30 protein-coding genes and 1 pseudogene are annotated in these 25,905 nt (G+C 71.8%); 10 read left to right on the top strand and 21 right to left on the bottom strand.

Annotation, left to right across the window (positions count from 1 at the left end):
- Nucleotides 1-119 precede the first annotated feature (119 nt).
- From EDF40_RS09960 to EDF40_RS09940, 5 genes are read left to right on the top strand one after another with little or no spacing between them, the layout of a single operon-like run.
- Nucleotides 120-998, top strand: a complete 879-nt coding sequence (locus EDF40_RS09960; RefSeq protein WP_123339406.1) for an SIS domain-containing protein — start codon at nt 120-122, stop codon at nt 996-998.
- Nucleotides 998-1,903 (top strand): ROK family protein, encoded by a 906-nt coding sequence (locus EDF40_RS09955; protein ID WP_123339405.1) that lies wholly within the window; start codon nt 998-1,000, stop codon nt 1,901-1,903. Before EDF40_RS09960 ends, EDF40_RS09955 begins: the two co-directional genes overlap by 1 nt.
- Nucleotides 1,900-3,021 carry an N-acetylglucosamine-6-phosphate deacetylase gene (gene nagA, locus EDF40_RS09950; RefSeq protein WP_123339404.1) on the top strand — a complete coding sequence of 374 codons (1,122 nt, stop codon included), beginning with the start codon at nt 1,900-1,902 and terminating at the stop codon, nt 3,019-3,021. The genes EDF40_RS09955 and nagA overlap by 4 nt, the downstream gene beginning before the upstream one ends.
- Nucleotides 3,018-3,977 (top strand): 1-phosphofructokinase family hexose kinase, encoded by a 960-nt coding sequence (locus tag EDF40_RS09945; protein ID WP_123339403.1) that lies wholly within the window; start codon nt 3,018-3,020, stop codon nt 3,975-3,977. The genes nagA and EDF40_RS09945 overlap by 4 nt, the downstream gene beginning before the upstream one ends.
- Nucleotides 3,974-4,810 carry a class II fructose-bisphosphate aldolase gene (locus tag EDF40_RS09940; protein WP_185002952.1) on the top strand — a complete coding sequence of 279 codons (837 nt, stop codon included), beginning with the start codon at nt 3,974-3,976 and terminating at the stop codon, nt 4,808-4,810. The genes EDF40_RS09945 and EDF40_RS09940 overlap by 4 nt, the downstream gene beginning before the upstream one ends.
- Before the next feature lie 28 nt (nt 4,811-4,838).
- Here the strand turns inward: EDF40_RS09940 and EDF40_RS09935 are convergent, their stop codons facing one another.
- The 3 genes from EDF40_RS09935 to EDF40_RS09925 all read right to left on the bottom strand — a co-directional run bounded on the left by EDF40_RS09935 (nt 4,839) and on the right by EDF40_RS09925 (nt 7,692).
- Nucleotides 4,839-6,236, bottom strand: a complete 1,398-nt coding sequence (locus EDF40_RS09935; protein WP_123339402.1) for an L-serine ammonia-lyase — start codon at nt 6,234-6,236, stop codon at nt 4,839-4,841.
- A gap of 153 nt (nt 6,237-6,389) precedes the next feature.
- Complete coding sequence (locus EDF40_RS09930) at nt 6,390-6,584, bottom strand: PspC domain-containing protein (protein WP_111083567.1); 195 nt, start codon at nt 6,582-6,584, stop codon at nt 6,390-6,392.
- A gap of 169 nt (nt 6,585-6,753) precedes the next feature.
- Entirely contained in the window at nt 6,754-7,692 is a 939-nt protein-coding gene (locus tag EDF40_RS09925; RefSeq protein WP_260212646.1) for an NADP-dependent oxidoreductase, read from the bottom strand.
- A 78-nt stretch (nt 7,693-7,770) separates the two neighbouring features.
- Between EDF40_RS09925 and EDF40_RS09920 the strand changes: the two genes are divergently transcribed.
- Entirely contained in the window at nt 7,771-8,589 is an 819-nt protein-coding gene (locus EDF40_RS09920; RefSeq protein WP_123339401.1) for a shikimate 5-dehydrogenase, read from the top strand.
- Nucleotides 8,590-8,664: 75 nt separating this feature from the next.
- Here EDF40_RS09920 and EDF40_RS09915 read toward each other — a convergent pair whose 3' ends face one another.
- From EDF40_RS09915 to EDF40_RS09900, 4 genes are all read right to left on the bottom strand, one after another.
- Nucleotides 8,665-9,108 (bottom strand): SRPBCC domain-containing protein, encoded by a 444-nt coding sequence (locus tag EDF40_RS09915; RefSeq protein ID WP_123339400.1) that lies wholly within the window; start codon nt 9,106-9,108, stop codon nt 8,665-8,667.
- A gap of 5 nt (nt 9,109-9,113) precedes the next feature.
- Nucleotides 9,114-10,559: an NAD(P)/FAD-dependent oxidoreductase gene (locus EDF40_RS09910; protein WP_123339399.1), complete on the bottom strand. Its 1,446-nt coding sequence runs from the start codon at nt 10,557-10,559 to the stop codon at nt 9,114-9,116.
- Nucleotides 10,560-10,598: 39 nt separating this feature from the next.
- Nucleotides 10,599-11,024, bottom strand: coding sequence for a hypothetical protein (locus EDF40_RS19500; RefSeq protein ID WP_260212645.1), 426 nt, complete (start codon nt 11,022-11,024; stop codon nt 10,599-10,601).
- Between the two features lie 387 nt (nt 11,025-11,411).
- Nucleotides 11,412-12,080 carry a hypothetical protein gene (locus EDF40_RS09900; RefSeq protein WP_111083572.1) on the bottom strand — a complete coding sequence of 223 codons (669 nt, stop codon included), beginning with the start codon at nt 12,078-12,080 and terminating at the stop codon, nt 11,412-11,414.
- A gap of 102 nt (nt 12,081-12,182) precedes the next feature.
- On the opposite strand from EDF40_RS09900, the gene EDF40_RS09895 reads away from it, so the two are divergent.
- Nucleotides 12,183-12,458 carry a hypothetical protein gene (locus EDF40_RS09895; RefSeq protein WP_123339397.1) on the top strand — a complete coding sequence of 92 codons (276 nt, stop codon included), beginning with the start codon at nt 12,183-12,185 and terminating at the stop codon, nt 12,456-12,458.
- A gap of 32 nt (nt 12,459-12,490) precedes the next feature.
- Here the strand turns inward: EDF40_RS09895 and EDF40_RS09890 are convergent, their stop codons facing one another.
- From EDF40_RS09890 to EDF40_RS09880, 3 genes are read right to left on the bottom strand one after another with little or no spacing between them, the layout of a single operon-like run.
- On the bottom strand, nt 12,491-13,018 hold the full coding sequence (locus EDF40_RS09890) for a GNAT family N-acetyltransferase (RefSeq protein WP_123339396.1): 528 nt from the start codon (nt 13,016-13,018) through the stop codon (nt 12,491-12,493).
- Nucleotides 13,019-13,044: 26 nt separating this feature from the next.
- Complete coding sequence (locus EDF40_RS09885; protein WP_123339395.1) at nt 13,045-14,322, bottom strand: ABC transporter permease; 1,278 nt, start codon at nt 14,320-14,322, stop codon at nt 13,045-13,047.
- Nucleotides 14,319-15,065, bottom strand: a complete 747-nt coding sequence (locus tag EDF40_RS09880; protein WP_111083576.1) for an ABC transporter ATP-binding protein — start codon at nt 15,063-15,065, stop codon at nt 14,319-14,321. Before EDF40_RS09880 ends, EDF40_RS09885 begins: the two co-directional genes overlap by 4 nt.
- Before the next feature lie 80 nt (nt 15,066-15,145).
- Here EDF40_RS09880 and EDF40_RS09875 point away from each other — a divergent pair, with 80 nt between their 5' ends.
- Complete coding sequence (locus EDF40_RS09875; RefSeq protein ID WP_123339394.1) at nt 15,146-15,775, top strand: TetR/AcrR family transcriptional regulator; 630 nt, start codon at nt 15,146-15,148, stop codon at nt 15,773-15,775.
- Nucleotides 15,776-15,856: 81 nt separating this feature from the next.
- Here EDF40_RS09875 and EDF40_RS09870 read toward each other — a convergent pair whose 3' ends face one another.
- The 8 genes from EDF40_RS09870 to EDF40_RS09835 all read right to left on the bottom strand — a co-directional run bounded on the left by EDF40_RS09870 (nt 15,857) and on the right by EDF40_RS09835 (nt 22,758).
- Nucleotides 15,857-16,867, bottom strand: coding sequence for a glycine betaine ABC transporter substrate-binding protein (locus tag EDF40_RS09870; protein WP_123339393.1), 1,011 nt, complete (start codon nt 16,865-16,867; stop codon nt 15,857-15,859).
- Nucleotides 16,864-17,625 (bottom strand): ABC transporter permease, encoded by a 762-nt coding sequence (locus tag EDF40_RS09865; protein ID WP_123339392.1) that lies wholly within the window; start codon nt 17,623-17,625, stop codon nt 16,864-16,866. The genes EDF40_RS09870 and EDF40_RS09865 overlap by 4 nt, the downstream gene beginning before the upstream one ends.
- The gene (locus EDF40_RS09860) at nt 17,622-18,899 is read right to left on the bottom strand and encodes an ABC transporter ATP-binding protein (protein ID WP_123339391.1); all 1,278 of its coding nucleotides are present in this window, start codon (nt 18,897-18,899) and stop codon (nt 17,622-17,624) included. The genes EDF40_RS09865 and EDF40_RS09860 overlap by 4 nt, the downstream gene beginning before the upstream one ends.
- Complete coding sequence (locus EDF40_RS09855; protein ID WP_111083581.1) at nt 18,886-19,533, bottom strand: ABC transporter permease; 648 nt, start codon at nt 19,531-19,533, stop codon at nt 18,886-18,888. The genes EDF40_RS09860 and EDF40_RS09855 overlap by 14 nt, the downstream gene beginning before the upstream one ends.
- 208 nt (nt 19,534-19,741) lie before the next feature.
- Entirely contained in the window at nt 19,742-20,446 is a 705-nt protein-coding gene (locus EDF40_RS09850) for a DinB family protein (protein ID WP_123339390.1), read from the bottom strand.
- On the bottom strand, nt 20,443-21,054 hold the full coding sequence (locus EDF40_RS09845) for a hypothetical protein (protein ID WP_123339389.1): 612 nt from the start codon (nt 21,052-21,054) through the stop codon (nt 20,443-20,445). The genes EDF40_RS09850 and EDF40_RS09845 overlap by 4 nt, the downstream gene beginning before the upstream one ends.
- A gap of 58 nt (nt 21,055-21,112) precedes the next feature.
- Nucleotides 21,113-21,991: an aminoglycoside phosphotransferase family protein gene (locus tag EDF40_RS09840; protein WP_123339388.1), complete on the bottom strand. Its 879-nt coding sequence runs from the start codon at nt 21,989-21,991 to the stop codon at nt 21,113-21,115.
- A gap of 116 nt (nt 21,992-22,107) precedes the next feature.
- The gene (locus EDF40_RS09835) at nt 22,108-22,758 is read right to left on the bottom strand and encodes a ScbR family autoregulator-binding transcription factor (protein ID WP_185002949.1); all 651 of its coding nucleotides are present in this window, start codon (nt 22,756-22,758) and stop codon (nt 22,108-22,110) included.
- A 73-nt stretch (nt 22,759-22,831) separates the two neighbouring features.
- On the opposite strand from EDF40_RS09835, the gene EDF40_RS19215 reads away from it, so the two are divergent.
- Complete coding sequence (locus EDF40_RS19215) at nt 22,832-23,275, top strand: hypothetical protein (RefSeq protein ID WP_131920918.1); 444 nt, start codon at nt 22,832-22,834, stop codon at nt 23,273-23,275.
- Between the two features lie 46 nt (nt 23,276-23,321).
- Here EDF40_RS19215 and EDF40_RS09825 read toward each other — a convergent pair whose 3' ends face one another.
- The 3 genes and pseudogenes from EDF40_RS09825 to EDF40_RS09815 all read right to left on the bottom strand — a co-directional run bounded on the left by EDF40_RS09825 (nt 23,322) and on the right by EDF40_RS09815 (nt 25,256).
- Nucleotides 23,322-23,867 (bottom strand): SpoIIE family protein phosphatase, encoded by a 546-nt coding sequence (locus EDF40_RS09825; RefSeq protein WP_185002947.1) that lies wholly within the window; start codon nt 23,865-23,867, stop codon nt 23,322-23,324.
- Between the two features lie 166 nt (nt 23,868-24,033).
- Nucleotides 24,034-24,483, bottom strand: a pseudogene (locus tag EDF40_RS19660) (GAF domain-containing protein); the annotation flags it as partial.
- Entirely contained in the window at nt 24,480-25,256 is a 777-nt protein-coding gene (locus EDF40_RS09815) for a ThuA domain-containing protein (protein ID WP_260212644.1), read from the bottom strand. The gene EDF40_RS09815 and the pseudogene EDF40_RS19660, both read right to left, overlap by 4 nt.
- An 89-nt stretch (nt 25,257-25,345) precedes the next feature.
- Here EDF40_RS09815 and EDF40_RS09810 point away from each other — a divergent pair, with 89 nt between their 5' ends.
- Nucleotides 25,346-25,798, top strand: coding sequence for a DUF3817 domain-containing protein (locus EDF40_RS09810; RefSeq protein WP_123339384.1), 453 nt, complete (start codon nt 25,346-25,348; stop codon nt 25,796-25,798).
- Nucleotides 25,799-25,905: the final 107 nt, after the last annotated feature.

Below are 25,905 nucleotides of genomic sequence, written 5' to 3'. Positions count from 1 at the left end.
CGGTGCCATCGCGACCGCTCGGTGATCGGAATTGACGCTTTGGTCTTCCATCGCGCACGATCGCTCGCTACGCTTCCTGATCATCGATCACCCGGATCGAACCGGACCGGAAGGCTCCCATGACCGACACCTTCGTGAGCGCCGAACTGGCCTCCCAGCCGGAGACCTGGCGCGCCGCCGCGGAACTCCTGCCGACCTTCTCGGACGCGCTCCCCCAGCCCGGTGAACGCGTCGCAGTCATCGGCTGCGGCACGAGCTGGTTCATCGCGATGAGCTACGCCGTCGCCCGTGAGCAGGCCGGCCTCGGGGTCACCGACGCCTTCGCCGGCTCCGAGTACCCCGCATCGCGCGAGTACGACCGTGTGCTCACCATCAGCCGCTCGGGCACCACGACCGAGATCGTCGACCTGCTGCAGGCCTTGCCGTCGCAGCGCACCGTCCTGATCACGGCCGTCGCGGACAGTCCCGCCGCGGCCGTCGCCGACGACGTGGTCGCACTGCCCTTCGCCGACGAGCGTTCCGTCGTGCAGACGCGGTTCGCCACCACGGCGCTCGCCCTGCTGCGCGCGTCGATCGGCGACGACGTCGAGGCCCTCGCCGCCCAGGCCGAGATCGCGCTGACCCTGCCGATCGACGACCTGCTCGACGCCGAGCAGGTCTCCTTCGTGGGCCGCGGTGCAGCCGTCGGCCTGACGTTCGAAGCCGCACTCAAGACGCGGGAGGCCGCGCAGTTCTGGGCCGAGTCCTACCCGGCGATGGACTACCGGCACGGGCCGATCGCCATCGCGCAGCCCGGCCGACTCGTCTGGTCGCTCGGTGCCGCTCCACAGGGGCTGGCCGACGAGGTCGCCGCCACCGGTGCGCGCTTCGTGCAGCACGACCTCGACCCGATCGCCGGCCTCGTCGTCGTGCACCGGTTCGCCGTCGCCCTGGCCGAGGGCCGTGGGCTGGACCCGGACAACCCCCGTTCGCTGACGCGGTCGGTCATCCTCACCTGATGGCGGGCGCAGGCGCGGTGCTCGGGGTCGACGTCGGCGGCACGGGCACCAAGGCCCGACTGACCGACGCCGACGGACTCGTCCTGGACGAGACCCGGGTCCCGACGCCGCGCGACGATCCGTCGGGGCTCCGACTGGCCGTGGCCGTCGCCGACCTGGCAGTGCGGGCACTCGACCGCGGTCGGCTCGACGCCGTCGGGCTCGTCACGCCCGGTGTCGTCGACGAAGCCGCCGGCACCGTCGTCCTCGCGGTGAACCTCGGCTGGCGGGACGTGCCGGTCCGCGACCTCGTGCGGGCCGAGCTCGTCCGACGCGGTGTCGACGTCCCGATCGCCTTCGGCCACGACGTCCGCGCCGGTGCCCTCGCCGAGACCCACACCGGTGACACGGCACTGTCCCGCGGATCGGTGGCGTTCGTACCCGTCGGTACCGGCCTGGCCAGCGCGCTGGTCGTCGACGGCCAGGTCGTGTCCGGGGGCGGATGGGCGGGGGAGATCGGCCAGGTCCTGATCCCGTCCGGACCGCACGCGGGGCGCCGGGTCGAGGAGATCGCATCGGCCGGGGGAGTCGCACGCCGCTCCGGGTCGGCATCGGCGCACGCAGCCATGCTCCGGGTGCGCGACGGCGACCCCGTGGCGACCGCCGTCTGGGACGACTGCATCGCCGTGCTCGCGGACGCCCTCGCCTGGACGACCGCGGTCGCCGGCTGCCACACCGTCATCGTCGGCGGGGGACTCGCCCAGTCCGGACCGCTGCTGTTCGGGCCGCTCCGCACGGCGGTGGCCGAGCGGCTCGTCGGGGTCCGCGCACCGGAGATCCTGCCGGCCACCCACGGCGACGCCGCCGGAGCCATCGGCGCGGGCCTGCTCGCACGGCGGGTGCTCGAGAACGGGGTGCTGCTGTGACCACGCTCGTCCGCGCGCCACGCATCGTGACCGCCGCCCACGACCTGCACGACGGGTGGCTCGTCCTCGGCGACGACGCCACCGTGCTCGCGGTCGGTGCCGGCACACCGCCGCGCGCGGACTCCGCGGTCACCGTCGAGGGCACCGTCGTGCCGGGCTTCGTCGACCTGCACGCCCACGGCGCACTCGGCCACGACTTCGCGACGTGTTCCGCCGCAGACGCCCGAGCGGCGGCCGCGCACCACCGGTCACGGGGGACCACGACCCTCGTCGCCTCGATCGCGACCGGGCGTCCCGACGACACCGTCGCAGCCCTCACGCGCCTGCGACCGCTCACCTCGGACGGCACGCTGGCGGGCCTGCACCTCGAAGGGCCGTGGTTGTCCCCGGCCCGCCGCGGAGCCCACCGGGTGGACCTGCTCCACGCCCCGGACCCGCTCGAGGTCGACGCGTACCTGGCGGCCGCCGACGGCGCGCTGCGGGTCGTGACACTCGCCCCCGAGCTCCCCGGGGCCCTCGACACCGTGGCACGGTTCGTCGCCGCCGGGGTCGTCGTGGCGATCGGGCACACCGACGCCACCGACGAGCAGACCCGCCGGGCGATCGACGCCGGCGCCACGCTCGTCACGCACCTGTTCAACGGCATGCCACCGCTCCACCACCGCACACCGGGGCCGGTCGGGGTCGCCCTGACCGACGACCGCGTGCTGCTCGAGTGCATCGTCGACGGACACCACCTCGATCCGACCACGATCGGGCTCGTCCAGCGGAGCGCCCCTGGCCGCCTGGTGCTCGTGTCCGATGCGATGTCGGCGACGGGCTGCCCCGACGGTGACCACACCATCGCCGGGTCCGCGGTCTCGGTGCGCGGCGGGGTCGCCGTGCTCGCCGACGGGTCGTCGTTGGCGGGCAGCACGATCACCGTCGCCGACGCGGTCCGTGCGCTGCTGACGAGCGGGGTCGCGGTGCCCGAGGTCGTCGCGGCCTCGGCCACACGTGCGGCTCGGCTGCTCGGTCGACCGGCGCCGCTCACGGTCGGCGCACCTGCCGACCTCCTCGTCCTCGACCCCGACACCGGTGCGGTGCGGAACCCCCTGCGGACGGCGGTGATCTCGTGATCGTCGTCGTCACGCCGAACCCGGCCGTCGACGTCACCTACCGGGTCGCCGAACAGCGCATCGGCGAGACCCAGCGGGTCCTCGACGTCGCACGGCACCCGGGTGGCAAGGGCCTGAACGTCGGTCGGGTCCTGGCGGCGACGGGTGTCGCGACGCACGCCGTCCTGCCCCTCGGGGGGACGCCCGGCCACTGGATCTCGGACGCGCTCGACGATCTCGGCCTCGACCACACCGACGTCGTGGTGTCCGGCACGACCCGCACGACCGTCACCGTGGTCGACGACGTCGCCCACCCGACGATGTTCGGCGAGCCGGGCCCGGTGCTCACCGGCACCGAGTGGGACGCCGTCGCCGCAGCGGTCGACGGACTGCTCGGCCGCGCCGACTCCACCGCCCTCGTGGTGTCCGGTTCGCTGCCCGGCGGTGCCGCACCCGACGTCGTCGCGCGCTGGGTCGCCACGGCCCACGAGCACGGCGTCCTGAGCGTCGTGGACTGCTCCGGTGCCGCACTGCTGGCGGCGGCGAGCGCGGGTGCCACCGTCTGCAAGCCCAACCGCGAAGAGCTGCTCGAGGCCACCGGTGCCGCGGACGAACGCACCGCCGCCCTCCGGCTGCTGGAACGCGGCGCGGGCGTCGTCGTGGTCTCCCGCGGTGCGCACGGCATCGCCGCCCACACCACGGACCACGTGCTCGAGGTCCCAGCGGTGCCCGGCGTCTCGGGCAACCCGACCGGGGCGGGCGACGCAGCGACTGCCGGTCTGGTCGGTGCCCTGGTCCGATCGGGTGACCAGCAGGGCACCGGCGCCCCCTTCGCCGACGACACCCTGCTCCGAGCGCTCCGGTCCGCCGCTGCCCACGGGGCCGCAGCCGTCCTGCGCCCGGTGGCGGGCGAGGTCGACCCCGCCGACGTCCACCGCTTCCTGACCCACTCCGACCGAACGAGGACCCCAGCATGATCACCGACCTCGCCCTGACGGGCCTGCTCGACACCGCCCGCACGGCACACCGCGGCGTGGGCGCGTTCAACGTCGTGCTGCTCGAGCACGCCGAGGCCATCGTCACCGGGGCCGAGCGGGCCGGACTGCCCGTCATCCTGCAGATCAGCGAGAACTGCGTCCGGTACCACGGTGGTCTCGCACCGATCACGACCGCGACCCAGGCGATCGCCCGGGCCGCCGACGTCGACGTCCTGGTCCACCTCGACCACATCGAGGACGCGGACCTCGTCGCCGCCGGCATCGGCCTGGGCGTGGACTCCGTCATGTACGACGGCTCGCACCTGGACTTCGCGGCGAACGTCGCCGCCACCCGTGCCCTCGCGGTCCGGTGTCACGCCGCCGGCGTCGCCATCGAGGCCGAGCTCGGCGAGGTGGGCGGCAAGGACGGCGTGCACGCTCCGGGTGTCCGCACCGATCCCACCGATGCCGCCGCGTTCGTGGCCGACACCGGGGTGGACGCCCTGGCCGTCGCCGTCGGGACCTCGCACGCGATGCAGACCCGCGAGGCCTCGGTCGACCGCGACCTGGTGGAACGCCTGCGTGCCGCGGTGCCGGTCCCGCTGGTCCTGCACGGTTCGTCTGGGCTGTCCGACGACGAACTGCGGGGCGCGGTGCAGGCCGGCATGACGAAGATCAACATCTCGACGCACCTGAACGGCCTGTTCACGCGTGCCCTGCGCACCGTGCTCGACGAGCGGCCCGACCTGGTCGACCCCCGGAAGTACGTGTCGGCCGGGCGCGAAGCGATCTCCACCGAGACCGCACGGCTGCTGACGCTCCTGCACGGCTGAGCGGTCGCCGCCCGGGCAACCGCAGTGCTCAGCAGAGCGGGACGTTCACCGCGAGCCCACCCATGGCGGTCTCCTTGTACTTCGTCGACATGTCCGCCCCGGTCTGCCGCATCGTCTCGACGACCTGGTCGAGCGACACGTGGTGCACGCCGTCGCCACGCAGGGCCATCCGTGCGGCGTTGATCGCCTTGTTCGCCGCGATCGCGTTCCGCTCGATGCACGGGATCTGCACCAGGCCACCGATCGGGTCGCAGGTGAGCCCGAGGTTGTGCTCCATCGCGATCTCCGCGGCGTTCTCGACCTGTTCCGGGGTTCCCCCGAGGACCTCGGCGAGCCCGGCGGCCGCCATCGACGCGGCCGAGCCGACCTCGCCCTGGCAACCGACCTCGGCGCCGGAGATCGAAGCGCGCTCCTTGTAGATCGACCCGACGGCGCCGGCTGTGAGCAGGAACCGCACGACGGCGTCGTCGCGGGCGGCAGCGGTGATCGCGGGGACGTACGTGAGCGCGTAGTACAGGACCGCGGGGATGATGCCGGCGGCGCCGTTGGTGGGTGCGGTGACGACCCGGCCGCCGGTGGCGTTCTCCTCGTTCACCGCCATGGCGACGAGGTTCACCCACTCCATGGCGAACAGCGGGTCGTGGTCGGGGTCCTCGCGGGTGAGCTGCTCGTGCCAGGTGGCTGCACGACGCCGGACATCGAGCCCGCCGGGCAGGCATCCGTCACGGCGGACGGAGCGGTCGACGCACGAGTCCATGACGGCGTGGATGTCGAGCAGCCCGGAGCGGACGTCGGCGTCGGTGCGGGTGACCGACTCGTTGGCGAGCGCCACTCCGCTGATCGGCAGGCCGGAGGCAGCGCAGGCGGCCAGCAGCTCGGCGCCACTCGAGAACGGGTACGGCACGCGGTCGTCGACCGGGATCGCCGCCCCCGCGACCACGGCACCGTCGTCCACGGCACCGTCGTCCACGCCGTCGCGCGCGATGAAGCCGCCGCCGATCGAGTAGTACGTCTCGTCGGCCAGGTCGGCACCGGCTCCGTCACGGGCTCGCAGCCGCATGGCGTTGGGGTGCCGGGGCAGCATGGTCAGGGGGTGCAGCACGATGTCGGCGATCCGGAACGGCACGGTCGCCCCACCGTCGAGTCGGAGCAGGCCGTCGTGTTCGAGGGCGTCCAGCGCCCCGGTCATCGCGTCCGGGTCGACGGTCTCGGGGTGGGACCCCATCAGGCCGGCGACCACGGCGCCGAGGGTGCCGTGGCCCTGCCCGGTCGACGCCAGTGAGCCGTACAGGTCGACGGCGACCGAGGCGACGGGCAGCCCGGCCACCAGGGACGCGAACTCGGCGCCGGCCCGCATCGGCCCGACAGTGTGCGAGCTCGAGGGACCGACACCCACGCTGAACAGATCGAAGACGGAGACCGGCACGCCGCCACACTAACCCGTCCGGACGGACCGGGACTCGAGCTGGCCGTGCCGAGTCTCGGGCTGAGCGACAGATCACGGACTCACGAGCGCGAGAACTGTCGCTCACCGCGAGACTCGGCCCCCGCGCACGCCCCAGTCCGGACGGACCGGGGGTCAGCGGCGGGTGTTGCCCTCCGCCGGCACCACGAACCACAGGACGACGTAGGCGATCCACAGCGGCCCGGGGAACAGGCTCAGGATCACCCAGCCGATGCGGACGAGGGTGCGGGAAAGGCCGAAGCGATCGGCGAGGCCGGCGCAGACACCGGCGAGGATGCGGCCGTTGCGGGGACGGGAGAGTGTGCTCATGGGGACGACGCTACGCACCAGCGACGAGCCAGGGCATCCGGGCAGTACCCCGGAGCACGGTGGGGACAACCCCCGAACGACCCCCGAACGCCCCCCGAACGACCCCGGAACGACCCCGGAACAGCCCCGGAACAGCCCCGGACGCCCGGGCCCCGACCACCGATGCCCGTCAGGGGATCAGCACGATCTTCCCGCGGGTGTGCCGCTGCTCCAGCTGCTCGTAGGCGTCCTGCACCCGGTCGAGCGGGAAGGTCGCCGCGATCGGCACCTCGACCTCGCCGTTCGCCACCTGCATCGCCAGGGCGCCGAGGATCTCCGGGTCGGCCGTGTCCGCACTGCCGGAGGCCTTCGCACCGACCTCGGCGGCAGCCTCGAAGGCGATGATCGTCTCGATGCGGTCGACCGGCACACCCAGGGCGATCCCCAGGTGCACGTACTCCGGACCGTACGTGTCGATGACGGCGTCGATGCCGTTGGTGGCGAGCTCGGTGATGCGCTCCTGCAGGCCCTCGCCGTAGGCAACGGGCCGTGCACGCTTCGACCGGAGCCACTCGTGGTTCGCCTCGGACGCGATCGCGATCACGTCGATGCCCTCGTTCGTCAGCAGCTGCGTGACGAACCCGCCGACACCACCGGCGGCACCGGACACGACGACGGTCTCGCCGGGTCGGGGGTCGACGGCACGGACGGCTGCGGCAGCGGTCGTGGCGACGATGTCGAGCCCACCGGCGACGGTCCAGTCGAGCAGTCGCGGCTTCTGCACGACCTGTTCGGCCGGCACCGAGACGTACTCGGCCTGGCTCGCGCGGTCCCACGACCACCCGAGGACCTCTTCACCCTCGTCGACGCCGTCGACGCCCTCGCCGACGGCCACGACGATGCCGGCGAAGTCGGTACCCTGACCGGACGGCAGCGCGTCGGAGGTCCCGCCGTCGAACAGCCCCTGGCGGATCGCCGACTCGCCCGGGTTGATGCCGGCGGCGCGGACCCGGACGAGCGCCCGACCGGCGGTGGCCTCGGGGACGGGGACCTCGGCGACGTGCAGCACGGAGCGGTCACCCCACTCGTCGAAGCGGACGGCGCGCATGGTCTCCGGGATCTCAGTCATCGCGTCCGACGGTACCCCGAGCATGACGAACGGTCCGCGTGGACCGCTCCATCGTTGCGACGGTGGGAGACTGGCCCCATGCCCATCCTCAACAAGGACATGCAGGTCTGCATGTCGCTCGCGGCCCGGCCGAGCAACATCGGCACCCGGTTCCACAACTTCCTGTACGACGAGCTCGGGCTCAACTTCCTGTACAAGGCGTTCACCACGACCGACCTGCCCGGCGCCGTGGCCGGCATCCGCGCCCTCGGCATCCGTGGCTGCTCGGTGTCGATGCCCTTCAAGGAGGCGATCATCCCGCTCGTCGACCACATCGAGGAGTCCGCCGCCGCCATCCAGTCGGTGAACACGGTCGTGAACGACGACGGCGTGCTCACCGCGTCGAACACCGACTACGAGGCGATCGCCGCGCTGCTCGGGTCGCACGACGTCGACACCGCGTCCCGGGTGCTGCTCCGCGGCTCCGGCGGCATGGCGAAGGCCGTCACCGCGGCGTTCCGCGGCGCCGGCTTCGACCGCCTGACGGTCGTCGCCCGCAACGAGCAGACCGGTTCGGCGCTCGCGTCACAGTACGGCTACGAGTGGGTCGCCGAGGAGCGCGAGGCGGGGGAGTCCGACCTGGTGGTCAACGTCACGCCCCTCGGCATGCGGGGCGACCAGCACGACGCGCTCGCCTTCGCGCAGGACCGGATCGAGGCGGCCCACACGGTCTTCGACGTGGTCGCGTTCCCGTCCGAGACCCCGCTGGTCCGTGCGGGACGGGATACCGGCAAGCACGTCATCACCGGCGCCGAGGTCATCGCGCTGCAGGCGGCGCGCCAGTTCGAGCGGTACACGGGCGTCGCCCTGACCGACGACCAGGTGGCGCGCGCCAGCGAGTTCTCGCGCGCCGAGTAGTCGACGCGACCAGAAGCCGGACGGGAGGACCGTGGCGGCGCCGCCACGGGCCTCCCGTCCGGCTCGTGGGACGCCTCAGGCGTTCGTCGCGCGTCCGACGGCCACCCACCCGAGGCGGCGCAGCGTCTCGTGGTTCCGGACCCAGATGAGCGGCTGCATGAGGAAGTCGGGGACGTAGGCGCCCGGACCGGCAACCGCGTTCTCGACGATCGTCACCTTGCAGCCCTTGCGGTGCGGCTCCACGGTCAGCTCCACACGGGCCTCACCGATCGGCCACCCCTTCGGCTGGATCACCATGCGGTGCGGCGGGTCCCACACCAGCGAGGTCGTGACGTCGTCGATGACGAGCGGCCAGGCACCGAACGAGTGGTGCAGGTGCGTGCCGACCTGCGGCCAACCGGCCTCCTGCTTCCGCATGCGTGAGGCGCCGACCACCCAGGTCGTGTAGAGCCAACCGTCGCCGAGCACGTCGAAGACGTCCTCGGGGGCACAGTGCAGGATGCGGACGTTTGTCGCCATGGTGATCAGCCTTCCGGGGTGAGGTCGACGTCATCGGGCAGCCCGAAGGTGTGCCGGAGTGCGCTCTTCGCGGCACGCCAACCGGCCATGCCGTGCACACCGGGGCCGGGCGCGGACGACTCGGAGCACAGGTACATGCCGCCGCCCATCCGCCACGGGTCGCTGGACAGCACCGGGCGCTTCACGAGCTGCCAGAAGCTCGCGGCACCGGCGGCGATGTCGCCGCCGACGTAGTTCGGGTTGTGGTCCGCCATGTGCGCGGCCGTCCGGCTCGACGTGTGCAGGATCGTGTCGCGGAACCCCGGTGCGAACCGTTCGACCTGGCGCGTGATCGCCTCGGTCTGGTCGACGTCGGACCCCGCCGGCACGTGCGCGTAGGCCCAGAAGACGTGCTTGCCCTTCGGCGCACGGGTCGGGTCGACGACGGTCGGCTCGGAGCCGAGCACGTACGGCCGTTCGGCGTGCTGGCCGTGCGCGACCGAGCCCTCCGCAGCGGCGATCTCGGCTCGTGTCCCGCCGATGTGCACCGTGCCGGCCCGGCGCAGCGCCTCGTTCGTCCACGGCACCGGATCGGACAGCGCGAAGTCGACCTTCGCGGCCGCGTTGCCGAACCGGAACCGGCGGAGCGCACCGCGCTTCGGCGTGGGGATCTGCGAGCCGGCGATCCGCAGCATGCCGGGGACACTCGTGTCGAAGAGCACCGCCTTCGCCGGCGTGAGGTCACCGAGCGACCGGACCTCGTGCCCGGTGACGATCCGTCCGCCGTGCGCGACGAGGTCGTCGGCGAGCGCGTCGACGATCGCCTGGCTGCCGCCGATCGGCACGGGCCAGCCGCGGGCGTGCGCGTAGGCGCCGAGCGACAGCGCCGCGGCGGCCGTCGACAGCGAGGGCATGTGCTGGATGGAGTGCGCCGCGACCCCGGAGACCATCGCCGGGGCGGCGTCCTGCCGGAAGCGGGCGTTCCAGACGCTGCTGCCCTGCTCGAGTGCGCGCAGGCCGAACCGCAGCACCGTGAGCGGGTGTCGCGGCACGTGCAGCAGGGCGTCGGTGGCGAAGTCGGCGACCTGGTCGGCCGCGCGGGCGAGCGGACCCATCAGGTTCCGGAAGGCCGGGCCGTCCACACCGAGCTCGGCGGCCGTCCGCTCGAGGTCCTGGTACGCGATGCCCGCGCGCCCCCCGTCGAGCGGGTGCCCGTACTGCACCTCGGGCAGACGGAGCTCGATGCGCTGCTCCATCCGGAACAGCCGGAAGAACTCGGACTGCAGCGCCATCGGGTGCACGGCCGAGCAGACGTCGTGCAGGAACCCCGGCAGGGTGAGCTCGGCGGTGCGCGCACCACCGCCGATCGTGTCGTTCCGTTCGACCACCTCGACGGACAGGCCCGCACGGGCGAGCGTCACCGCCGCTGCGAGTCCGTTCGGTCCGGCCCCGACGACCACCGCATCAACCATGGTCCGAGCCTAGGGACTCGTGTCTGCGCGTGGTCCCGGTCAGATGACCGAGGCTCCGGATGAGACAGCGATCTGCTTCCGGGCCACGACGGCGTCGATCCGTTGTGCTCCGGCGATGAAGGCCGCAGCATCGTGGTCGACGTACCCCGCGATCGCGATGATGTCATCGCGGATCCGTTCGAGTGGAGCCGCGTGGACGGGCTCGTGGTGCGCGAGACGGTTGCGGAACCGGCGGACGTCATCGAGGCGACGATGCAGTTGCTTTCGGCGCACCTTCCCCAGCCGGGGGAAGGCGTGCACGAGTCGGGGTTGCCACAGCGTCGTCTCGTAGCTCCACAACGGATCTCGCGGGACCCCCGCGTCCGTGAGCCCCACCCAGAACCCGAAGCTCGTGGCCGCGACGATCTGATCCGGCTCGGGGTCGCTCACGCCACGGCGGACGAGTGTCCGGGTGGCATCGCTCACTGCCCGACGCTCTCGATCCAGGAGCCGGACCGTTGGGTCGTTCCACCAGTCGTCCCGGCGGGATCGTCGGAGTTGGTCGTGGATCGCGTTCCGGACGAACACTTCGAGGCACCCGACCGGCCCCCAGAACGCCGCCGCGATCTCGCAGTTCCAGGCGTACAGCCGAGATCCGAGGTCAACGCGGCCGCCGTACCGAGCCGCGTACCGGTTGAACCGTGGCGCGCTGAGCAGATGCGGCAACTCCGGCAACATCGCTGGATCGATCATTGCGCTCCCCCGAACTGCCGTGTTGAACAGCAATCGCCCCAGGAGTCCGGCGGTGCCGAATGGTCCTGGGGCGTTACCCGATCAGCCTAGCGACGCCGGGGTGGAATATCAAGTACCGGTTCAGGGGCGGGCGACGTCGGGGTCGGCCGGGTCGGAGCCGTCCTCGTCGCCGTCGGCGTCGTCGGGCTCGTCGGCGTCGACCGGGGTCGAGCCGACGGGGTGCTCGGCCAGCAACGTCGCGAAGTCCTCGTCGAGCATCTGCTGCAGGCGGTCGTCACGGCCGATCTCGTAGTCGTCGGCCGGACGCTGGGCCCAGCCGAGGCGCCCGACGACCGTGGTGCCGATGTCGTCCCAGGCTCGGGCGCGGGCGGCGAGCACGATGCCGTCGACGAAGTGCTGGTCGTCACGGCGCTTGTCGAGCATCGTCGCGAGTTGCTCGTACGTCGCCTCGCGCGTGCGCAGCTTGAGGTCGTCACCGCGGCGGTAGTCGTGCTGGTGCCGTGAACGGCCCTTCGACTTGCTCGACGTCGATCGGATCTCCCGCATGCGCGCGGCGTCGCCCCGCTGCTCCTCGGCCATGCGGTGGAGTTCCTCACGCGCGGCCTCGGCGATCAGCGCGTGGTCGAAGTACCCCTGGTCGCGCAGCGCGTTGGTGATGATCCGGTTGCCGACCGCGATCGTGACCGCGGCCTTCGCGATGAGGAACCCCTCGTCGACGGCCCGCTTCAGTTCGACCTGGCTGATGGGTCGATCGCGCACGTCGTGGTTGCGTCGTCCGAACAAGGCCATGCTCCGACGATACCGGCGTCCGGTGACCATCCGTCGGCAGGTGGACCCGGATCACGCCCTGGAGGGACGACACGCCCCGCGTGGTTCCGTAGCGTCGGGTGCATGGTCACGTACACGGAGTCCCCCCGCACCGGTCTCGGCACCGCGAGCCTCGTCCTCGGGATCTGTTCGCTGCTCGCCGGTTGGACGTTCGTCGCGCCGATCGTCGGGCTGTGCCTGGGCGTCGCGTCGCGCAGCCGGGAACCGCTCGCCCGTGGTCGTGCGGGCTGGGGGATCTTCCTGAACCTCATCGCGCTCGCCGTCTGGATCCTGCTGCTCGTGCTGGCGGTCGTCGGCGGTGTGTTCGCGGTCTGGCAGGGGGCGACGCAGGGCTCCTGACGCACGCGCACGGGGGCGGCGGGGAGTCTCGCCTAGAGCAGCAGGCCGTAGACGGCGACGTCGGCGCGGACGGGCCCGAGCGGCAGCGCACCCCGCAGGGTCCCCTCAAGGGCGAACCCGAGCCGTTCGGCGAGCGCGCGGCTGCGGACGTTGTCGACGCCGGTCCGGATCTCGAGCCGTGCGGTGCCGCGTGCCCGCGCGACCTCGACCAGGACCCCGGCGGCTCGCCCCGCGACACCGCGGCCCTCGTGTCCGGCGTCGACCCAGTAGCCGAGTGACGCCTGGCCCAGGTACGGGTCGAAGGTCAGCGACGCGACCCCGACGATGCGGTCGTCGGAGCGGATGACGCAGGGGAGCGCGCGGTCCATCGCGAACTGGCCGAGCAGCCGTTCGGTGTGCAGTCCGATGGTGTCGCGGTCCTGCGGATCCCACGCCCACGGTTCGGCCGCACGCAGCCGGTCCAGGTTCGCGCGCACGAGTTCCAGCACCGGGTCGACCGTCGTCAGGTCGCGCAGCGTCAGCGTGTACCCGTCGCCGAGGTCCCGCCCGAATGCCGCCACCCGTCAGAGACTATGCACGCCCGGCCCTACTCGTACCGGAGTGCCTCGATCGGGTTCTGCCGCGCGGCGCGGCGCGCGGGGAGGGTGCCGGCGAGGAACGCGATGAACATCACGACGAGGACGATCGTCGCCACCGAACTCGGCGCGAACTGCATGATCTGCAGGCCCGGCAGGTCCTTGAGCAGCGTGCCCGCGAGCACGTTCGAGATGCCGGTCCCGAGCAGGATCGCGACCCCGGCTCCGATGGCGCTGCCGAGGAACCCGATGAAGACCGCCTCGAGCGAGAACAGCATGTAGACCTTGCCGCCGCCCATGCCCATCGCCTTCATCAGGCCGATCTCGCGGGTGCGTTCCTGCACGCTCATCAGCAGCGTGTTGATGATGCCGAAGCCCGCAGCCACCAGGGCGATGACGGCGAAGGCGTTCAGGACCCCGACGATGCCGCTGATGACGGTCTGGAACTGGCCGAGCTGGTCCTGGATGGTCTGCCCGAGGAACCCGGCGTCCGACAGCGCCTTCTTGACCGTGGTCGCGGAGGCCCCGGAGTCGAGCGTCGCGGTGGCGCTGGCGTACGAGGTCGCGATCGAGTCCGGCTTGCCGATCTCCTGCGCGGCCTGCATCGCGTCGGTGAGCGCGGCGTTCGCCCCGGCACCACCGCCGAACAGCGACTCGTTCTGCACACCGACCACCGTCGCGGTGAGGGTGTGCTCCTTGCCCTGGTAGTCGTCCACCGCGAAGGTGAGTTCCTCGCCGACGGCGGCCTTCGCGCTGCCGAGTCCGAGGTTCTCCAGGTAGTTCGTCGGCAGGATCACCTGGTTCGCGTCGGTGTCGTCGTCGAGCTGCTTCCCGCTCGCCAGGTCGGCGTCGAGCTCACCCGCGTTGGCGGTGAGGGAGACGACGTACTTGCCGTCGTCGCCGTGCTCGGCGTACTTCGGCGCCAGGGCGACCGCCGGACGGATGCTCTTGATGCCGTCGATCGCGCGGATGTCGTCGACGTCGGACTGCGACAGGTACGAGAACGACGCCGGACCGCGGTCGACGCTCTGGCCGGACTCGTCGGGGTCGTACTTGGCCGGGCCGCTGTCGGTTGACGCGGTGTCGACGGCCTTCGTGATGGTCAGGGAACCGGTGTCGCCGATCGACGAGACCTGGGTGTCGATGTAGTTGCTGACCCCCGTGCCGATCGCCGAGGTCAGCGTGATCGTGAAGGCGCCGATGAAGATCGCGATGACGGTCAGGGTCGTGCGCAGCTTCGACCGGAAGGTGTTCGAGACCGCGGTACGGAGCAGATCGAGGAAGTTCATGCGGAGTGCCTTCCGTGCGTGGCCTGCTGGTCGACCGCGGCACCGGCGGTGGGCGTGCCGTCCGATCCACCGACGATGAGTCCGTCGCGGACGTTGACGCTGCGGTCGCAGCGGGCCGCGAGTTCTTCGTCGTGCGTGACCACGACGAGCGTGATCCCGCGTTCGCGCTGCAGGCCGAAGAGCATGTCCTCGACCACCTGCCCGGTGTTCGTGTCGAGGTTGCCGGTCGGCTCGTCGGCGAAGATGACGCTCGGCTCACCGACCAGCGCGCGTGCGATGACCACGCGCTGCTTCTGCCCGCCGGACAGGTCGTTGGCGTCGTTCTTCGCCTTGTCGGCCAGACCGAGGGAGTCGAGCGCCGCCATGCCACGGCGCTTCCGTTCGGCTCCGGAGACGCCCGCGATCTTGAGCGGCAGCACGACGTTGTCGAGGACCGAGGTCTTGGGGGTCAGGAAGAACTGCTGGAACACGAACCCGAAGGTGCTGTTGCGCGTGCGGTTCACCTGCCGCGCGCCGAGGGTCGCCGCGTCGGTGCCGTCGAGCAGGACCTGCCCGGTGGACGGCTTGTCGAGCAGTGCGAGCAGGTGCATGAGCGTCGACTTGCCCGATCCGGACTTGCCGACGATCGCCAGGCTCTCGCCCTGGTGCACCTGGAGTGACACCCCCTTGAGTGCGTCGAACCGCGTCGGGCCTCGGCCGTAGGTCCTGGCGAGGTCTCGGGCCTCGAGCACGGGAGTGGTCATGGCCCCACCGTAGTGTCCACTGCACGACTGCAAGTTTGCGTTTGCTGTAGATCATGTGACGTTCCGGTTACAGTCGGGCCATGCCCGACACCGCGCCCGCCACCGAGATGGGTCTGCGCGACCGCAAGCGCATCGAGACACGCCACCGCATCGCGGAGGCGGCTCGGTCCCTCGCGCTCGAGCAGGACATCGACCGCACCACGATCGAACAGATCGCCGCACGCGCCGAGGTGTCGCCGCGCACGTTCTTCAACTACTTCGAGAGCAAGGAGGACGCGGTCCTCGGGCACACCGAGCTCGACCTGGACGCCGAGACCCTGGCAGCGCACCTCGAGACCGTCGCGGGGGAGCCGGCTGCGCAGGCCGTGGTCGACCTGGCGTTCCTGGTGTTCGGCTCGTCGTTCGGCGACGAGCACGAGCGGCTCGCCCGGAAAGAGGTCATCGTGCGCTTCCCGCAGCTCATGCGCCGCCAGGTCAGCCGGATGACGACCGTGGCCGAGGCGATGACGGGTGCGGTGCGCACGATCCTCGAACGCGATCCGGCGTGGGGGCCGGACGCCGCGACCCCGCAGGCCGCCGAGATGCTGCTCGGCATGTGCATGACCGGCCTGCGGAGTTCGGCGCGGCAGGAGGGTTCCGACCCGGAAGAGGTCCGCGCCCGCGTCGTCGCGTCGATCCGCGACACGGCTGCGCGCATCGCTGCGGCTTGAGACGGAACGACAGACGGACGGGAGGACCGGTGCCAGCTGGCACCGGGCCTCCCGTCCGTGACGTGGATGCGTCGAGAGCCGTCACGGCGTCGTGATGAAGCCCTCCTTCACCATCCAGTCGAACGCGACGTCGGCCGGCTCGCGCCCCTCGACGTCGACCTGTCGGTTCAGCTCCTGCAGCACCGCGTCGGTGAGCTTCGGCGAGATCTGGTCGTAGACGTCGGCGAGCTGCGGGTACTCCTTGAGCGTGGCCGAGTCGAGCACCGGCGCGACGTTGTACGCCGGGAAGAAGCCCTTGTCGTCCTCGAGCACGGTCAGGCCGAGCGACTTGATGCGGCCGTCGGTGGTGAAGACCTCGCCGAAGTTGCACTTGCCGCGGTCGGTGGCCGTGTAGACCGTGCCGGTGTCGAGGATGCTGACGTTGTCGCTCGGGATCCCGTTGTCGCCCGAACCGCCGAGCTCCAAGCCGTACTTCTTGAGCATCGGCTTGAACCCGTCGGCACGCGAGTTGAACTCCGACTCCACGCAGAAGGTGCGCTGGTCGACGGGGAGCTTCGCGATGTCGGACAGGGTCGTGATGTCGCCGAGCTCCTTGACCGCCTCGTCCCGCACCGCGAACGCGTAGGTGTTGTTCATCGGCGCCGGGTTCAGCCACGTGAGCCCGTTGCCGGCGTCCTCCTTCTTGACCGCTTCCCACTGCTCGGTCTTGTCCGGGATCCCCTCGGCGTGGCCCATGAAGGTCAGCCAGGCGGTGCCGGTGTACTCGTACGTGAAGTCCGCACCGTGCGAGGTCATCAACTCGCGGACGGCGACGCTGCCCGGCACGTTGGTCTCGTCGGTGACGTCGAACCCTGCGGCCTTCGCGGCGAGCACGGCGATCTTGCCGAGCACGAGCTGCTCGGTGAAGTTCTTCGACGTCACGGTGATGTGGGCACCGTCCGGCAGGTCGTCGATGCGCTCGATGGTGCCCGGACCGGCCTCGGGGACGAAGGACGTCGCGGGCTGCAGGCCGCAGCCGGCCAGGACGAGCGCGGTGGCACCGGCGAGTGCGACGGCGGCCCCGCGGCGGAGGCGGCGGGTACGGCGGTTCATCGGAGTCCCTTCGGACGTGCGACGGTCTCGACCACGCGGCCGAGCCAGTCGATGGAGAGGGCGAGGAGCGCCACGAGCAGCGCCCCGGCGACGAGCACCTTCGGCAGGAACAGCGTCACGCCGGTCGTGATGAGGAGACCGAGGCCACCGGCACCGACGAAGGTGGCCAGGCTCGCGGTGCCGACGAGCAGCACGAGCGCCGTCCGGATGCCGGACAGCATGACCGGCACCGCGAGGGGCAGCTCGACGCGCATCAGGACGCTGAACGCGCTCATGCCCATGCCACGGCCGGCCTCGACGAGGCGCGAGTCGACGCTCTGCACGCCGATCATGGTGTTCCGGAGGACCGGCAGGATCGCGTAGAGCACGAGTGCGACCACGGCGGACCAGCTGTTCAGGCCGAGCCACGCGGCGAGCAGCACGATCAGGCCGACAGCGGGGGCCGCCTGCCCGAAGTTCGCGACGCCGAGCACGTACGGGCTCGCCCGGCGGAGGGGACCGCGCGTGAGCACGATGCCGAGCGGGATGCCGATCACGAGCACGAGCACCGTCGCCTGCAGGGTCAGCACGAGGTGCTGCCCGGTCAGGTCGAGGATGTCGGCCGGGTTGAGCGTCGTGCGTTCGGTGGGCGTGAGGTCGGCCGTGGCGAGCCAGACCGCGAACCCGGCGAGCACGACCAGGATCGCGATCGGCTGGAACAGCAGGCCCTTCCAGGACGTGCTGGCGCCGGTGGCGGGGCCGGCGGTGACAGCACTCACAGGTCTTCCCCGGAGGGCGCGATCACGGGCGCGGCCGGCGAGGACGGCAGCGTCTCGATCTGGTTGGTGTTCGTGCCGACCGGCGTGTACGCGCGGTCGTCGGCCGCTGCCGCACGCGACCGGGTGATGGCCTCCATGACGACCTCGACCGTGATGACACCGCGGAACGCCTCGCCCCGACCGGTGACCAGTGCGGCCCCCGCGCTCGAGACGAGCATGGTGTCGAGGGCGTCGTTGAGCGTCGAGGCCTCGCCCACGATGGGCAGCTCCGGGTCGACGCCGTCCGGGATCCGGTCCAGGCGCTCGAGCTGCCGGCGGGACGGCCAGCCGATCGGCCGCTGCCGACGGTCGACCACGACGGCGTGCCCGTGACCCCCGGCCTCCTGCATGCGCTGCAGGACGGCCTTCGCCTCCTCGCCGGGGGAGCAGGTCACCGCGGAGACGACCTCGACGTCGCGGACGCGGTTCAGGGTGAGCTGCTTCAGCCCGGCGCCCGATCCGATGAAGTTCTCGACGAACTCGTTCGCCGGCTCCGCCAGGATCCGCTCCGGGGTGTCGTACTGCACGATGTGGGCGCCCTCGGTGAAGATGACGATCCAGTCGCCGAGCTTCACGGCCTCGTCGAAGTCGTGGCTGACGATGACGATCGTCTTGTGCAGCTCTTCCTGGATGCGCAGGAGCTCGTCCTGCAGGCGCTGCCGGGTGATCGGGTCGACCGCACCGAACGGCTCGTCCATCAGCAGGACGGGCGGGTCCGCGGCGAGCGCCCGGGCGACGCCGACGCGCTGCTGCTGCCCGCCGGAGAGTTCGCGGGGGTAGCGGTCGCGGTAGGTGGCGGGGTCGAGCGACACGAGGTCGAGCAGCTCGTCGACGCGCGCCGCGATCTTCTCCTTCGACCAGCCGAGCATCTTCGGCACGATCGCGATGTTCGCTGCGACGGTCATGTGCGGGAAGAGCCCGCCGGCCTGGATCACGTAGCCCATCCGGCGTCGGAGCTCGTCGGCGTCGATGCCGGTCACGTCGTCGTCGCCGACGACGATGCGGCCCTCGGTGGGCTCGATCAGGCGGTTGATCATCTTGAGGGTCGTCGTCTTGCCGCAGCCGGACGGGCCGACGAGCATGACGATCTTGCCGGCCGGGATCTCGAGGGTGATGCCGTCGACGGCGGGCTTCGACTGTCCGGGGTACCGCTTGGTGACCTCGTCGAGCAGGATGCTGCGGCCGGTGACGTCCCCGTCGGGCGCGGTGGTGGTGGCGGAGTCAGTGCTGGACACGGATACCTCTCGAGATGGTCAGGCGGCCGAGGCCGAGGAGGAGCAGGTCGAGGACGAGGGCGAGCAGGACGACGCCGACCACCCCGACGACCACGGAGTACAGGGCGTTCGCGCCGCCGAGGCGCGAGAGTCCGGAGAAGATGAAGCCGCCGAGCCCGGGGCCGAGCGCGTACGCAGCGATGGCCGCGATGCCCATCACCATCTGGGCGGACACGCGGACGCCGCTCAGGATGATCGGCCAGGCCATCGGCAGCTCGACCTGCACGAGGGTCCGGAACCGGCTCATGCCGATGCCGCGCGCGGACTCGACCACGCTCGGCGGGATCTCGGCGAGGCCGACGACCGCGTTGCGCAGGATCGGGAGCGCGGCGAAGAAGACGACCGTCACGACGGACGGCAGCACGCCGAAGCCGAGCGGGACGATGAGCAGGCCGATGACCGCGAAGGACGGCAGGGTGAGGCCGATGGCGGACACCCCGTTCGCGACGGAGGTCAGGCGGGGACTGCGGTAGACGAGTGTGGCGAGCACCACGGCGATGACCGTGGCGAGCACCGTGCACTGGACCACCAGTGAGAAGTGCTGCCACGACGAGAACCAGATCTGGCTCCATCGCTCCACGACGTACTGGAACACGGGTGGGCGCTCCCCTTCCGGTCGGCCGAACTGCCCACGGGTCGGGGCACAAGCTGCGCCAAAGCTACGCAGGGCACGGACCGGTCGCACGACGAGGTGCAGCGGAGACGATCGATTCCTGTGCAGACAGCCGAGCGAGAACCCCTGGTCAGCGGCCAGTTCGACCGTCGAGCCTGAGAGAACGGTAACGATCGTGAGGGGCCATCGGCTACATGGCCAAGCCCCGGAGGCCGGACCGCTCGGCGATGTCGACGAGCTGCTCGCGCCAGAGGACCCACTCTTCCGGGCTCTTGTCGGCCAGGTTGCCGTCCCCGTCGCCCGCCAGTCCGTCGAGCATCTCGCGCACGATGTCGGCGTGCCCCGCGTGCCGGGCCGTCTCGTACGCCATGTGCACCAGGATGCGGTGGAGCGTCACCTCGCGGAGCTCTTCCGGCCACCAGGGGACCGTGCCGCGGGCGTCGAGGTCGAGCGCTTCGATGGTCGCGTCGGCGTGCGCTGCGCTGCGGTGGTGGAAGGCAACGACGTCGTCCAGGGTCTCGTCGAGCGTCGCGTACATGTCCTCGCCGTCCTCCGATTCGAGCCAGGCGGGCGCGTCGGGCAACGGTCGACCGAAGACCTCGCCGAAGTACCCGGCCTGCACACCGGCGACGTGCTTCACCAGCCCGAGCACGTTCGTGCCGGTCGGGGTCACCGGCCAGCGGGCCTGCCGTTCGGCCAGGCCGTCGAGCTTGCCGAGGAGCGCGGCGCGGTGCTTCTGCAGGTACCGGTGCAGCGTCCGCTTCACCGCAGCGGCCGAGGCCAGGGGATCGGTGTCCGACGACGCGCCCTCGTCCGACAGGGCCGAGTTCCCGCTGGACGCGAGGCCGGTGGTCGTCGCGGGGTGGACCTCGGGGACGGCGTCGGTGCTGCTCATGCCCTCGATCGTGCCACCACGACGTCCTGCAGGCGTGCCGATTCCTGCACGGCCACCCGCTCCGCGGTGAGCAGCAGCCCGGCCACCTCGGCCGAGGTGCGCGCAGGGGCGTCGTTCCAGCTCGTCAGGTCGCGCACGCGACCCATCCGGACGTCGGGCGCCGGACACCAGAGCACCGGCGCGCCCTCGTCCACGGCGAGCGCGTGCCAGACCAGGTCGAGGGAGTGCTGGACCCGCGGCGAGTGCACGGCGTGCGGCCCGCCAGCGGCCGAGACGACCGCGCCGACCAGGCACGCGGCGACGAGCGGTCGCCCCTGCACGTCCATCGCGGCGGCACTCGTGGCCTTCCGCATCCGGCCGTGCTCGTCGAGGTACGCGAACCAGGCGTGCTGGATCCAGCCGCGTTCGACGACGCCACGCGCGTCGGACAGCAGGTGCTCGAGCTCGCCGAGTTCCTGCAGCCGGGCTTCGACCCGTCGGACGCGTGCGGCGGCGCGGCGCTCGGCGAGGCGGTCGAGGAACCCGCGGAGGCCGGTTCGCTCGGATCGGGTGGGGGCGGGAGAGGCGTCGGTGGCGACGTCGTGCTGGACGCGGAACTCGAGGGTCATGAGGGCCCCTCCGATCGGCTGTGCACGGATGGTGCGGTCACGATAGCCCCGCGGGGTCTCAGCCGTCCAGCACCGCGTCGATGCTGCGCCGCGCGACGCTCCGGAAGGCGCGTTCGTCGGACGTCGCGAGCGCGGAGGCGAGCGCGATCGCCCACCCGCGCGCGCGTCCCCAGGTGCCGTCGGGAGCGGCGACCAGCGTCCGGAACGCGTGGCGGGCCTCCCGGTCGAGCGTCAGCCAGGCGGTGGCGAGGTCGACGGCGGGGTCCCCCGAGGTCACGTCGCCGAAGTCGACGACCGCCGACAGGCGTTCGTCGCCGTCCGGCGTGCGGTCCACGAGCAGGTTGAACGGGTGCAGGTCGCCGTGCACCCAGACGGGAGGCCCGGTGTGCGTCGGCAGCGCCGCCGCGGTCCGCCAGACCGCTGCCAGCTCCACGGCCCGGGGCACGTCCTGCGTGGCGAGTCGCGTCAGGACGGCGTCGCTGCGCGTCGCCAACGGCACCGCACGGAACGGGTTCGCCGGAGCATCCGCCGGAGCCGGCACGTGCAGCAGTCGCACGAACCCCGCGAGGGCCTCGGCGACCCGGACACCGGCAGCACGCTCGCCGACGGGTGCTCCCGGCAGCCACGGGACGACGCTCCACGACCAGGGGTACCCGAGCGCCGGACGGCCCACGCGCACCGGAGCCGGCACCGGGACGACGGGTGCGACGCGGGCGGCGATGTCCGGCAGCCACCGCTGCTCGTGCTCGACCAGGCGTGCCGCGAGCTCCCGACGCGGCAACCGCACGGCGTACTCGTCGCCGAGTCGCACGATGACGTTGTCCCAGCCGTTCGCGACGACCACGAGCCGGAGGTCCGCCAGGTCGGGGTGCTGGGCGCGCAACAGTGCCCGGACGAGCGGGACGTCGACGTCGACCTCTGCCGGTGGTGTGGGCACCGGCTCAGGCTAGTGGGCCGGTGGACACATGCCCGCGAACGGGGGCAGGTGCGGAAACCGACCGCTGGGTATCCTCGTGAAGCGGTGACGTGGGTGTTTCCCTGGGGGGACCCGCGTCATTCCGGCGCGATGATGGCGATGAGTCGCGGGACCTCTGGCCGGAGGCGTTCGGTGACGAGCGCGGCGAGCAGCACCGTCCAGAGTTCCCGCAGGCGTTCGTACAGGTCGGTGCGGTCGGCGAGCACGTCCGACACCGTCTGCACGCCCGTGTACGCGGGGATGACGACGCGTCCGACCAGCTCCGGGTCCCACCGCGGGTCGACCTCGCCGGCGTCGATCGCCTGGCGAACGGTCTGTGCGATGAGCGCCATCCAGTCGGTGTACGGGTCCTGACGGGGGACGTCGTGCGTCGCGACCTCGGTCGACAGACGGATGCCGGCGCTCACGACGACCTCGGTGACCATCTGGGTCGCCAGTCCCTGCGACATCCACATGAGGGCTTCGAGCGGCGTCCGGCTCCGGGCGACCGCGGCTTCTCCGTAGCGCCGCGAGACCTCGTGCTGCTGCGCGATCACGGCAGCGGCGAGGTCGGCCTTCGACGCGAAGTGGAAGTACAGCGCGCCCTTGGTCAGCCCGATCCGTTCGGCGACGCCGTCCATCGACGCGCCGAGGTACCCGCGCTCGTCGAACTCGGCGGCCGCGGCCCCGATGATCGCCGCGCGGGTCTCGAGCGCCCGCTGCTGCCGGGTGCGTCCGTCCTGGGCCATCACCTGCCGATCGTAGTCCGCTCCGAGGCTGCGCACGGCCCGCGTCCGGGCGGGTGCCCTACGGTTGGCCGCCATGGACGGATGGCGGAACCCCGCGCGGTGGGCGCGGACCGGACGGTGGCTGCTGCTGCCGATCGCGGTGCTCGACTGGGTGGCCCTCGCGCCGCAGACCATCGTCGTGCTCGCGTTCCTGATCGCCGTCGTCGGGCTCGCCGGGATGGCAGCCGCGCTCGTCGTGCACATGCTCGGGCGCTCCCGCGGGGTGATGGCGCTGCTCGGTGTCGTCCTGCTGCTCGGCGGTCTCGTGGTGTTCGGCCTCGACCCGTTCCCCAGCTCGTTCCCGCTCATCGACGCGTGGTGGCCCGAGTCGATCACGCAGCCGCAGGTGGTCGGCAGTGCCTACTGGCAGCTCGCCGGCCTCGGCATCGAGCTCGCGGGCTTCGGACTGCTGGCCACGCTGCTCGTCGTCGCGCTCACCGGCGCACCGCGATCACGGCAGGACCGCTTCCGCTCCTGACCGCGGCGGACGACTGCGCGGCAGCGGCGTCGTCAGCGGACGGTGTTCAGCGCCGCCCGAGCACGACCAGCGTCACGTCGTGGGCTGCACCGGCCGGCACCAGGGCGCGGACCCGTTCGACGACCGCGGCACCGGTGGGCTCGGCAGCGACCAGGGCGGCCAGGTCGTCGAGGTGTCGGATCCCCTCGAGCGCCAGGACGCCCTCGGTGCACACCACGAGCCGGTCGCCCGCCGCCAGGTCGAGCGTGGCGGGGGACCGCGGCACGGACTCCGGCTGCAGGCCGAGCGGCAGGTCGAGCGAGTGCAGCGCCCAGCTGGTGCCCTCGGCGCGGACGAGCACCGCGAGGCCGTGGCCGGCGTCCCCGAAGACGACGTGCCCCGACGTCGGGTCGAGCCGCAGGTGGAAGAGCGAGCCGACGGCGTCCGCAGTGGACAGGTCGGCGGTGATCTGGGCCTCCAGGCCGACGATCGCGTCCTGCATGGCGGTCTCGGTGCGTGCGACGACGGCACCGCGGACCGCGGACCGCGGAGGCCAACAGGCCGGACGCGCGTCCGGCCGCCGCGACGCTCCCCATGGTGACGTGCAGTGCACCGTCGGTGGCGAGTCGCCAGTCGGCGACGTCTCCGCCGCCGTCCTCGGTCCGGAGCACCAGGGTGTCGAGGTCGTGTCCGGGGACCTCGACGGGTTCGGGGACCAGGCCCTCGAGCACGCGGGTCACCCGATCGCGGTCGATCGCGTGGCCGAGTTCGCGCTCCGCCCACCGCGCGAGGTCACGCAGCAGGTCGAGGTCAGCCGCCGACAGCTCGCGCGGGGTCGCGTCCATGATGCAGAGCGTGCCGACACGGGTGCCGTCGAGCATCGACAACGGAGCTCCGGCGTAGAACCGGATGCCCTGCTCGGTGACCGCTGCCAGGTCGCGGAACCGGGGGTCCAGCAGCGCGTCCGGCACCACCATCGGCTCGTTCGTGAGCACCGTCGTCGAGCAGAAGACCTGCTCCGCCGGGGCACTCCCGCCCTGCCGCCACCCCTGCGTCGACTGCGCCGTCACGACGCTGCCGTGCACCAGGTTCAGGAACGTCAGCGGGACCCCGAACGCCTCTTGGGTCATGCGGGTGATGCGGTCGAACCGCTCCTCCGGACCACTGCCGAGGACACCGAGTGCCTCGACGACGGCGGTCCGGTGCGCGGCGGGGTCCAGCTGGGTCATGCGCCCTGTCTACCCGCACCCTCCGTCAGGAACCAGTCCCGCGGGTGCTGGTCGGCCGTCAACTCGCGTCGCTCGGACACCGGAGCGGCCCACGCCGCCGCGTTCGACAGCACGCGCTGGATGTCCGGGTGGTGGTAGACGGGGTACTCCTGGTCGCCGGGGGAGAAGTAGAAGACCTTCCCCAGACCGCGGCGGTAGGCGACACCGGACCGGAAGACCTCGCCGCCGGCGAAGGTCGACAGGAAGACCTCTTCGTCGGGGCGCGGGATGTCGAAGTACTCGCCGTACATCTCCTGCCGGTCGATCACGATCGGGTGCGGCACCCCGGCGGCGATCGGGTGCTCCGGCGCGATCGTCCAGACGAGTTCGCGCTCGCCGTCGTTGCGCCACTTCAGCGAGCAGGTGGTGCCCATCAGGCGCTTGAACGGCTTCGAGTAGTGCCCGGAGTGCAGCACCACCAGGCCCATGCCGGCGTGCACGGCGTCGACGACCAGGTCGACCACGGCGTCGCTGACGTCGTCGTGGGCGGCGTGGCCCCACCAGAACAGGACGTCGGTCGTGGCCAGGCCCTCGGCGGTGATGCCGTGGTCGGGCTCCTGCAGCGTGGCGGTGCTCACGGTGGCGTCGGGGTGGTGCTCGCGGAGCGCTGCCGCGATCACGGTGTGCATGCCGTCGGGGTAGTGCCCGATGACCGTCGCGTCACCGCGGGTCTCGTGCACGTTCTCGTTCCAGACGACGATGTTCAGGGGACGGTTCTCGGTCGGCACTGACATGGCTCCAACGCTAGCCTCCCCGGGCGTCGAATCGATACGACCACCGGAGTGTCGGGGGTTTCCCGGGACGCGTCCGCGACGATGTGGGCATGACTCCCCGCTCCCTGTTCCGTGCCGCCGCGGTCGCCGAACTCGTGACCTGGACCATGCTCATCGCCGGGATGGTGCTCAAGTACGGCCTGGACGCCGGCGACTGGGGCGTCCGGATCGGCGGCGGGGTGCACGGCTTCGTGTTCCTGGCCTACCTGGTGGTCACGACCGTCGTCGCGGTCAACCAGCGGTGGTCGTTCGGGGCGCTCGTGCTCGGCTGGGCCAGCGCCGTCGTGCCCTACGCCACGGTGCCGTTCGAGGTCGCGGTCGCCCGCCGAGGCATGCTCGAGGGCCCGTGGCGCCGCTCACCCGACGCGCGCTCGGGTTTCTGGGACCGTCTGCTGTTCTTCGTGGTGCGTCGCCCCGCGGTCGCGGTCGTCATCGGGGTCGTGGCGGTCGCCCTGGTGTTCGTGGTGCTGCTGGCGGCGGGGCCGCCCGTCCCGCGCTCCTGAGCCTCGTTCCGGCTCCGGCGTCGCGGGGTCGTGCCGCCGCGAGTTCGCGCCGCCGCGAGGTTCCACGACATGCCGCTCAGGTTCGCCGAGGTTCCAGAGACGGCCCG

It is taken from the genome of Curtobacterium sp. PhB170, assembly GCF_003752345.1.
GTDB lineage: Bacteria > Actinomycetota > Actinomycetes > Actinomycetales > Microbacteriaceae > Curtobacterium.
This window is presented reverse-complemented; position numbering and strand designations above follow the sequence as displayed.

Coding starts and splice junctions, on each gene's coding strand:
- EDF40_RS09960 (WP_123339406.1), top strand. CDS start 120: ATGACCGACACCTTCGTGAGCGCCGAACTGGCCTCCCAGCCGGAGACC.
- EDF40_RS09955 (WP_123339405.1), top strand. CDS start 998: ATGGCGGGCGCAGGCGCGGTGCTCGGGGTCGACGTCGGCGGCACGGGC.
- EDF40_RS09940 (WP_185002952.1), top strand. CDS start 3,974: ATGATCACCGACCTCGCCCTGACGGGCCTGCTCGACACCGCCCGCACG.
- EDF40_RS09930 (WP_111083567.1), bottom strand. CDS start 6,584: ATGAGCACACTCTCCCGTCCCCGCAACGGCCGCATCCTCGCCGGTGTC.
- EDF40_RS09925 (WP_260212646.1), bottom strand. CDS start 7,692: ATGACTGAGATCCCGGAGACCATGCGCGCCGTCCGCTTCGACGAGTGG.
- EDF40_RS09920 (WP_123339401.1), top strand. CDS start 7,771: ATGCCCATCCTCAACAAGGACATGCAGGTCTGCATGTCGCTCGCGGCC.
- EDF40_RS09915 (WP_123339400.1), bottom strand. CDS start 9,108: ATGGCGACAAACGTCCGCATCCTGCACTGTGCCCCCGAGGACGTCTTC.
- EDF40_RS09910 (WP_123339399.1), bottom strand. CDS start 10,559: ATGGTTGATGCGGTGGTCGTCGGGGCCGGACCGAACGGACTCGCAGCG.
- EDF40_RS09900 (WP_111083572.1), bottom strand. CDS start 12,080: ATGGCCTTGTTCGGACGACGCAACCACGACGTGCGCGATCGACCCATC.
- EDF40_RS09895 (WP_123339397.1), top strand. CDS start 12,183: ATGGTCACGTACACGGAGTCCCCCCGCACCGGTCTCGGCACCGCGAGC.
- EDF40_RS09885 (WP_123339395.1), bottom strand. CDS start 14,322: ATGAACTTCCTCGATCTGCTCCGTACCGCGGTCTCGAACACCTTCCGG.
- EDF40_RS09880 (WP_111083576.1), bottom strand. CDS start 15,065: ATGACCACTCCCGTGCTCGAGGCCCGAGACCTCGCCAGGACCTACGGC.
- EDF40_RS09875 (WP_123339394.1), top strand. CDS start 15,146: ATGCCCGACACCGCGCCCGCCACCGAGATGGGTCTGCGCGACCGCAAG.
- EDF40_RS09870 (WP_123339393.1), bottom strand. CDS start 16,867: ATGAACCGCCGTACCCGCCGCCTCCGCCGCGGGGCCGCCGTCGCACTC.
- EDF40_RS09850 (WP_123339390.1), bottom strand. CDS start 20,446: ATGAGCAGCACCGACGCCGTCCCCGAGGTCCACCCCGCGACGACCACC.
- EDF40_RS09845 (WP_123339389.1), bottom strand. CDS start 21,054: ATGACCCTCGAGTTCCGCGTCCAGCACGACGTCGCCACCGACGCCTCT.
- EDF40_RS09835 (WP_185002949.1), bottom strand. CDS start 22,758: ATGGCCCAGGACGGACGCACCCGGCAGCAGCGGGCGCTCGAGACCCGC.
- EDF40_RS19215 (WP_131920918.1), top strand. CDS start 22,832: ATGGACGGATGGCGGAACCCCGCGCGGTGGGCGCGGACCGGACGGTGG.
- EDF40_RS09815 (WP_260212644.1), bottom strand. CDS start 25,256: ATGTCAGTGCCGACCGAGAACCGTCCCCTGAACATCGTCGTCTGGAAC.
- EDF40_RS09810 (WP_123339384.1), top strand. CDS start 25,346: ATGACTCCCCGCTCCCTGTTCCGTGCCGCCGCGGTCGCCGAACTCGTG.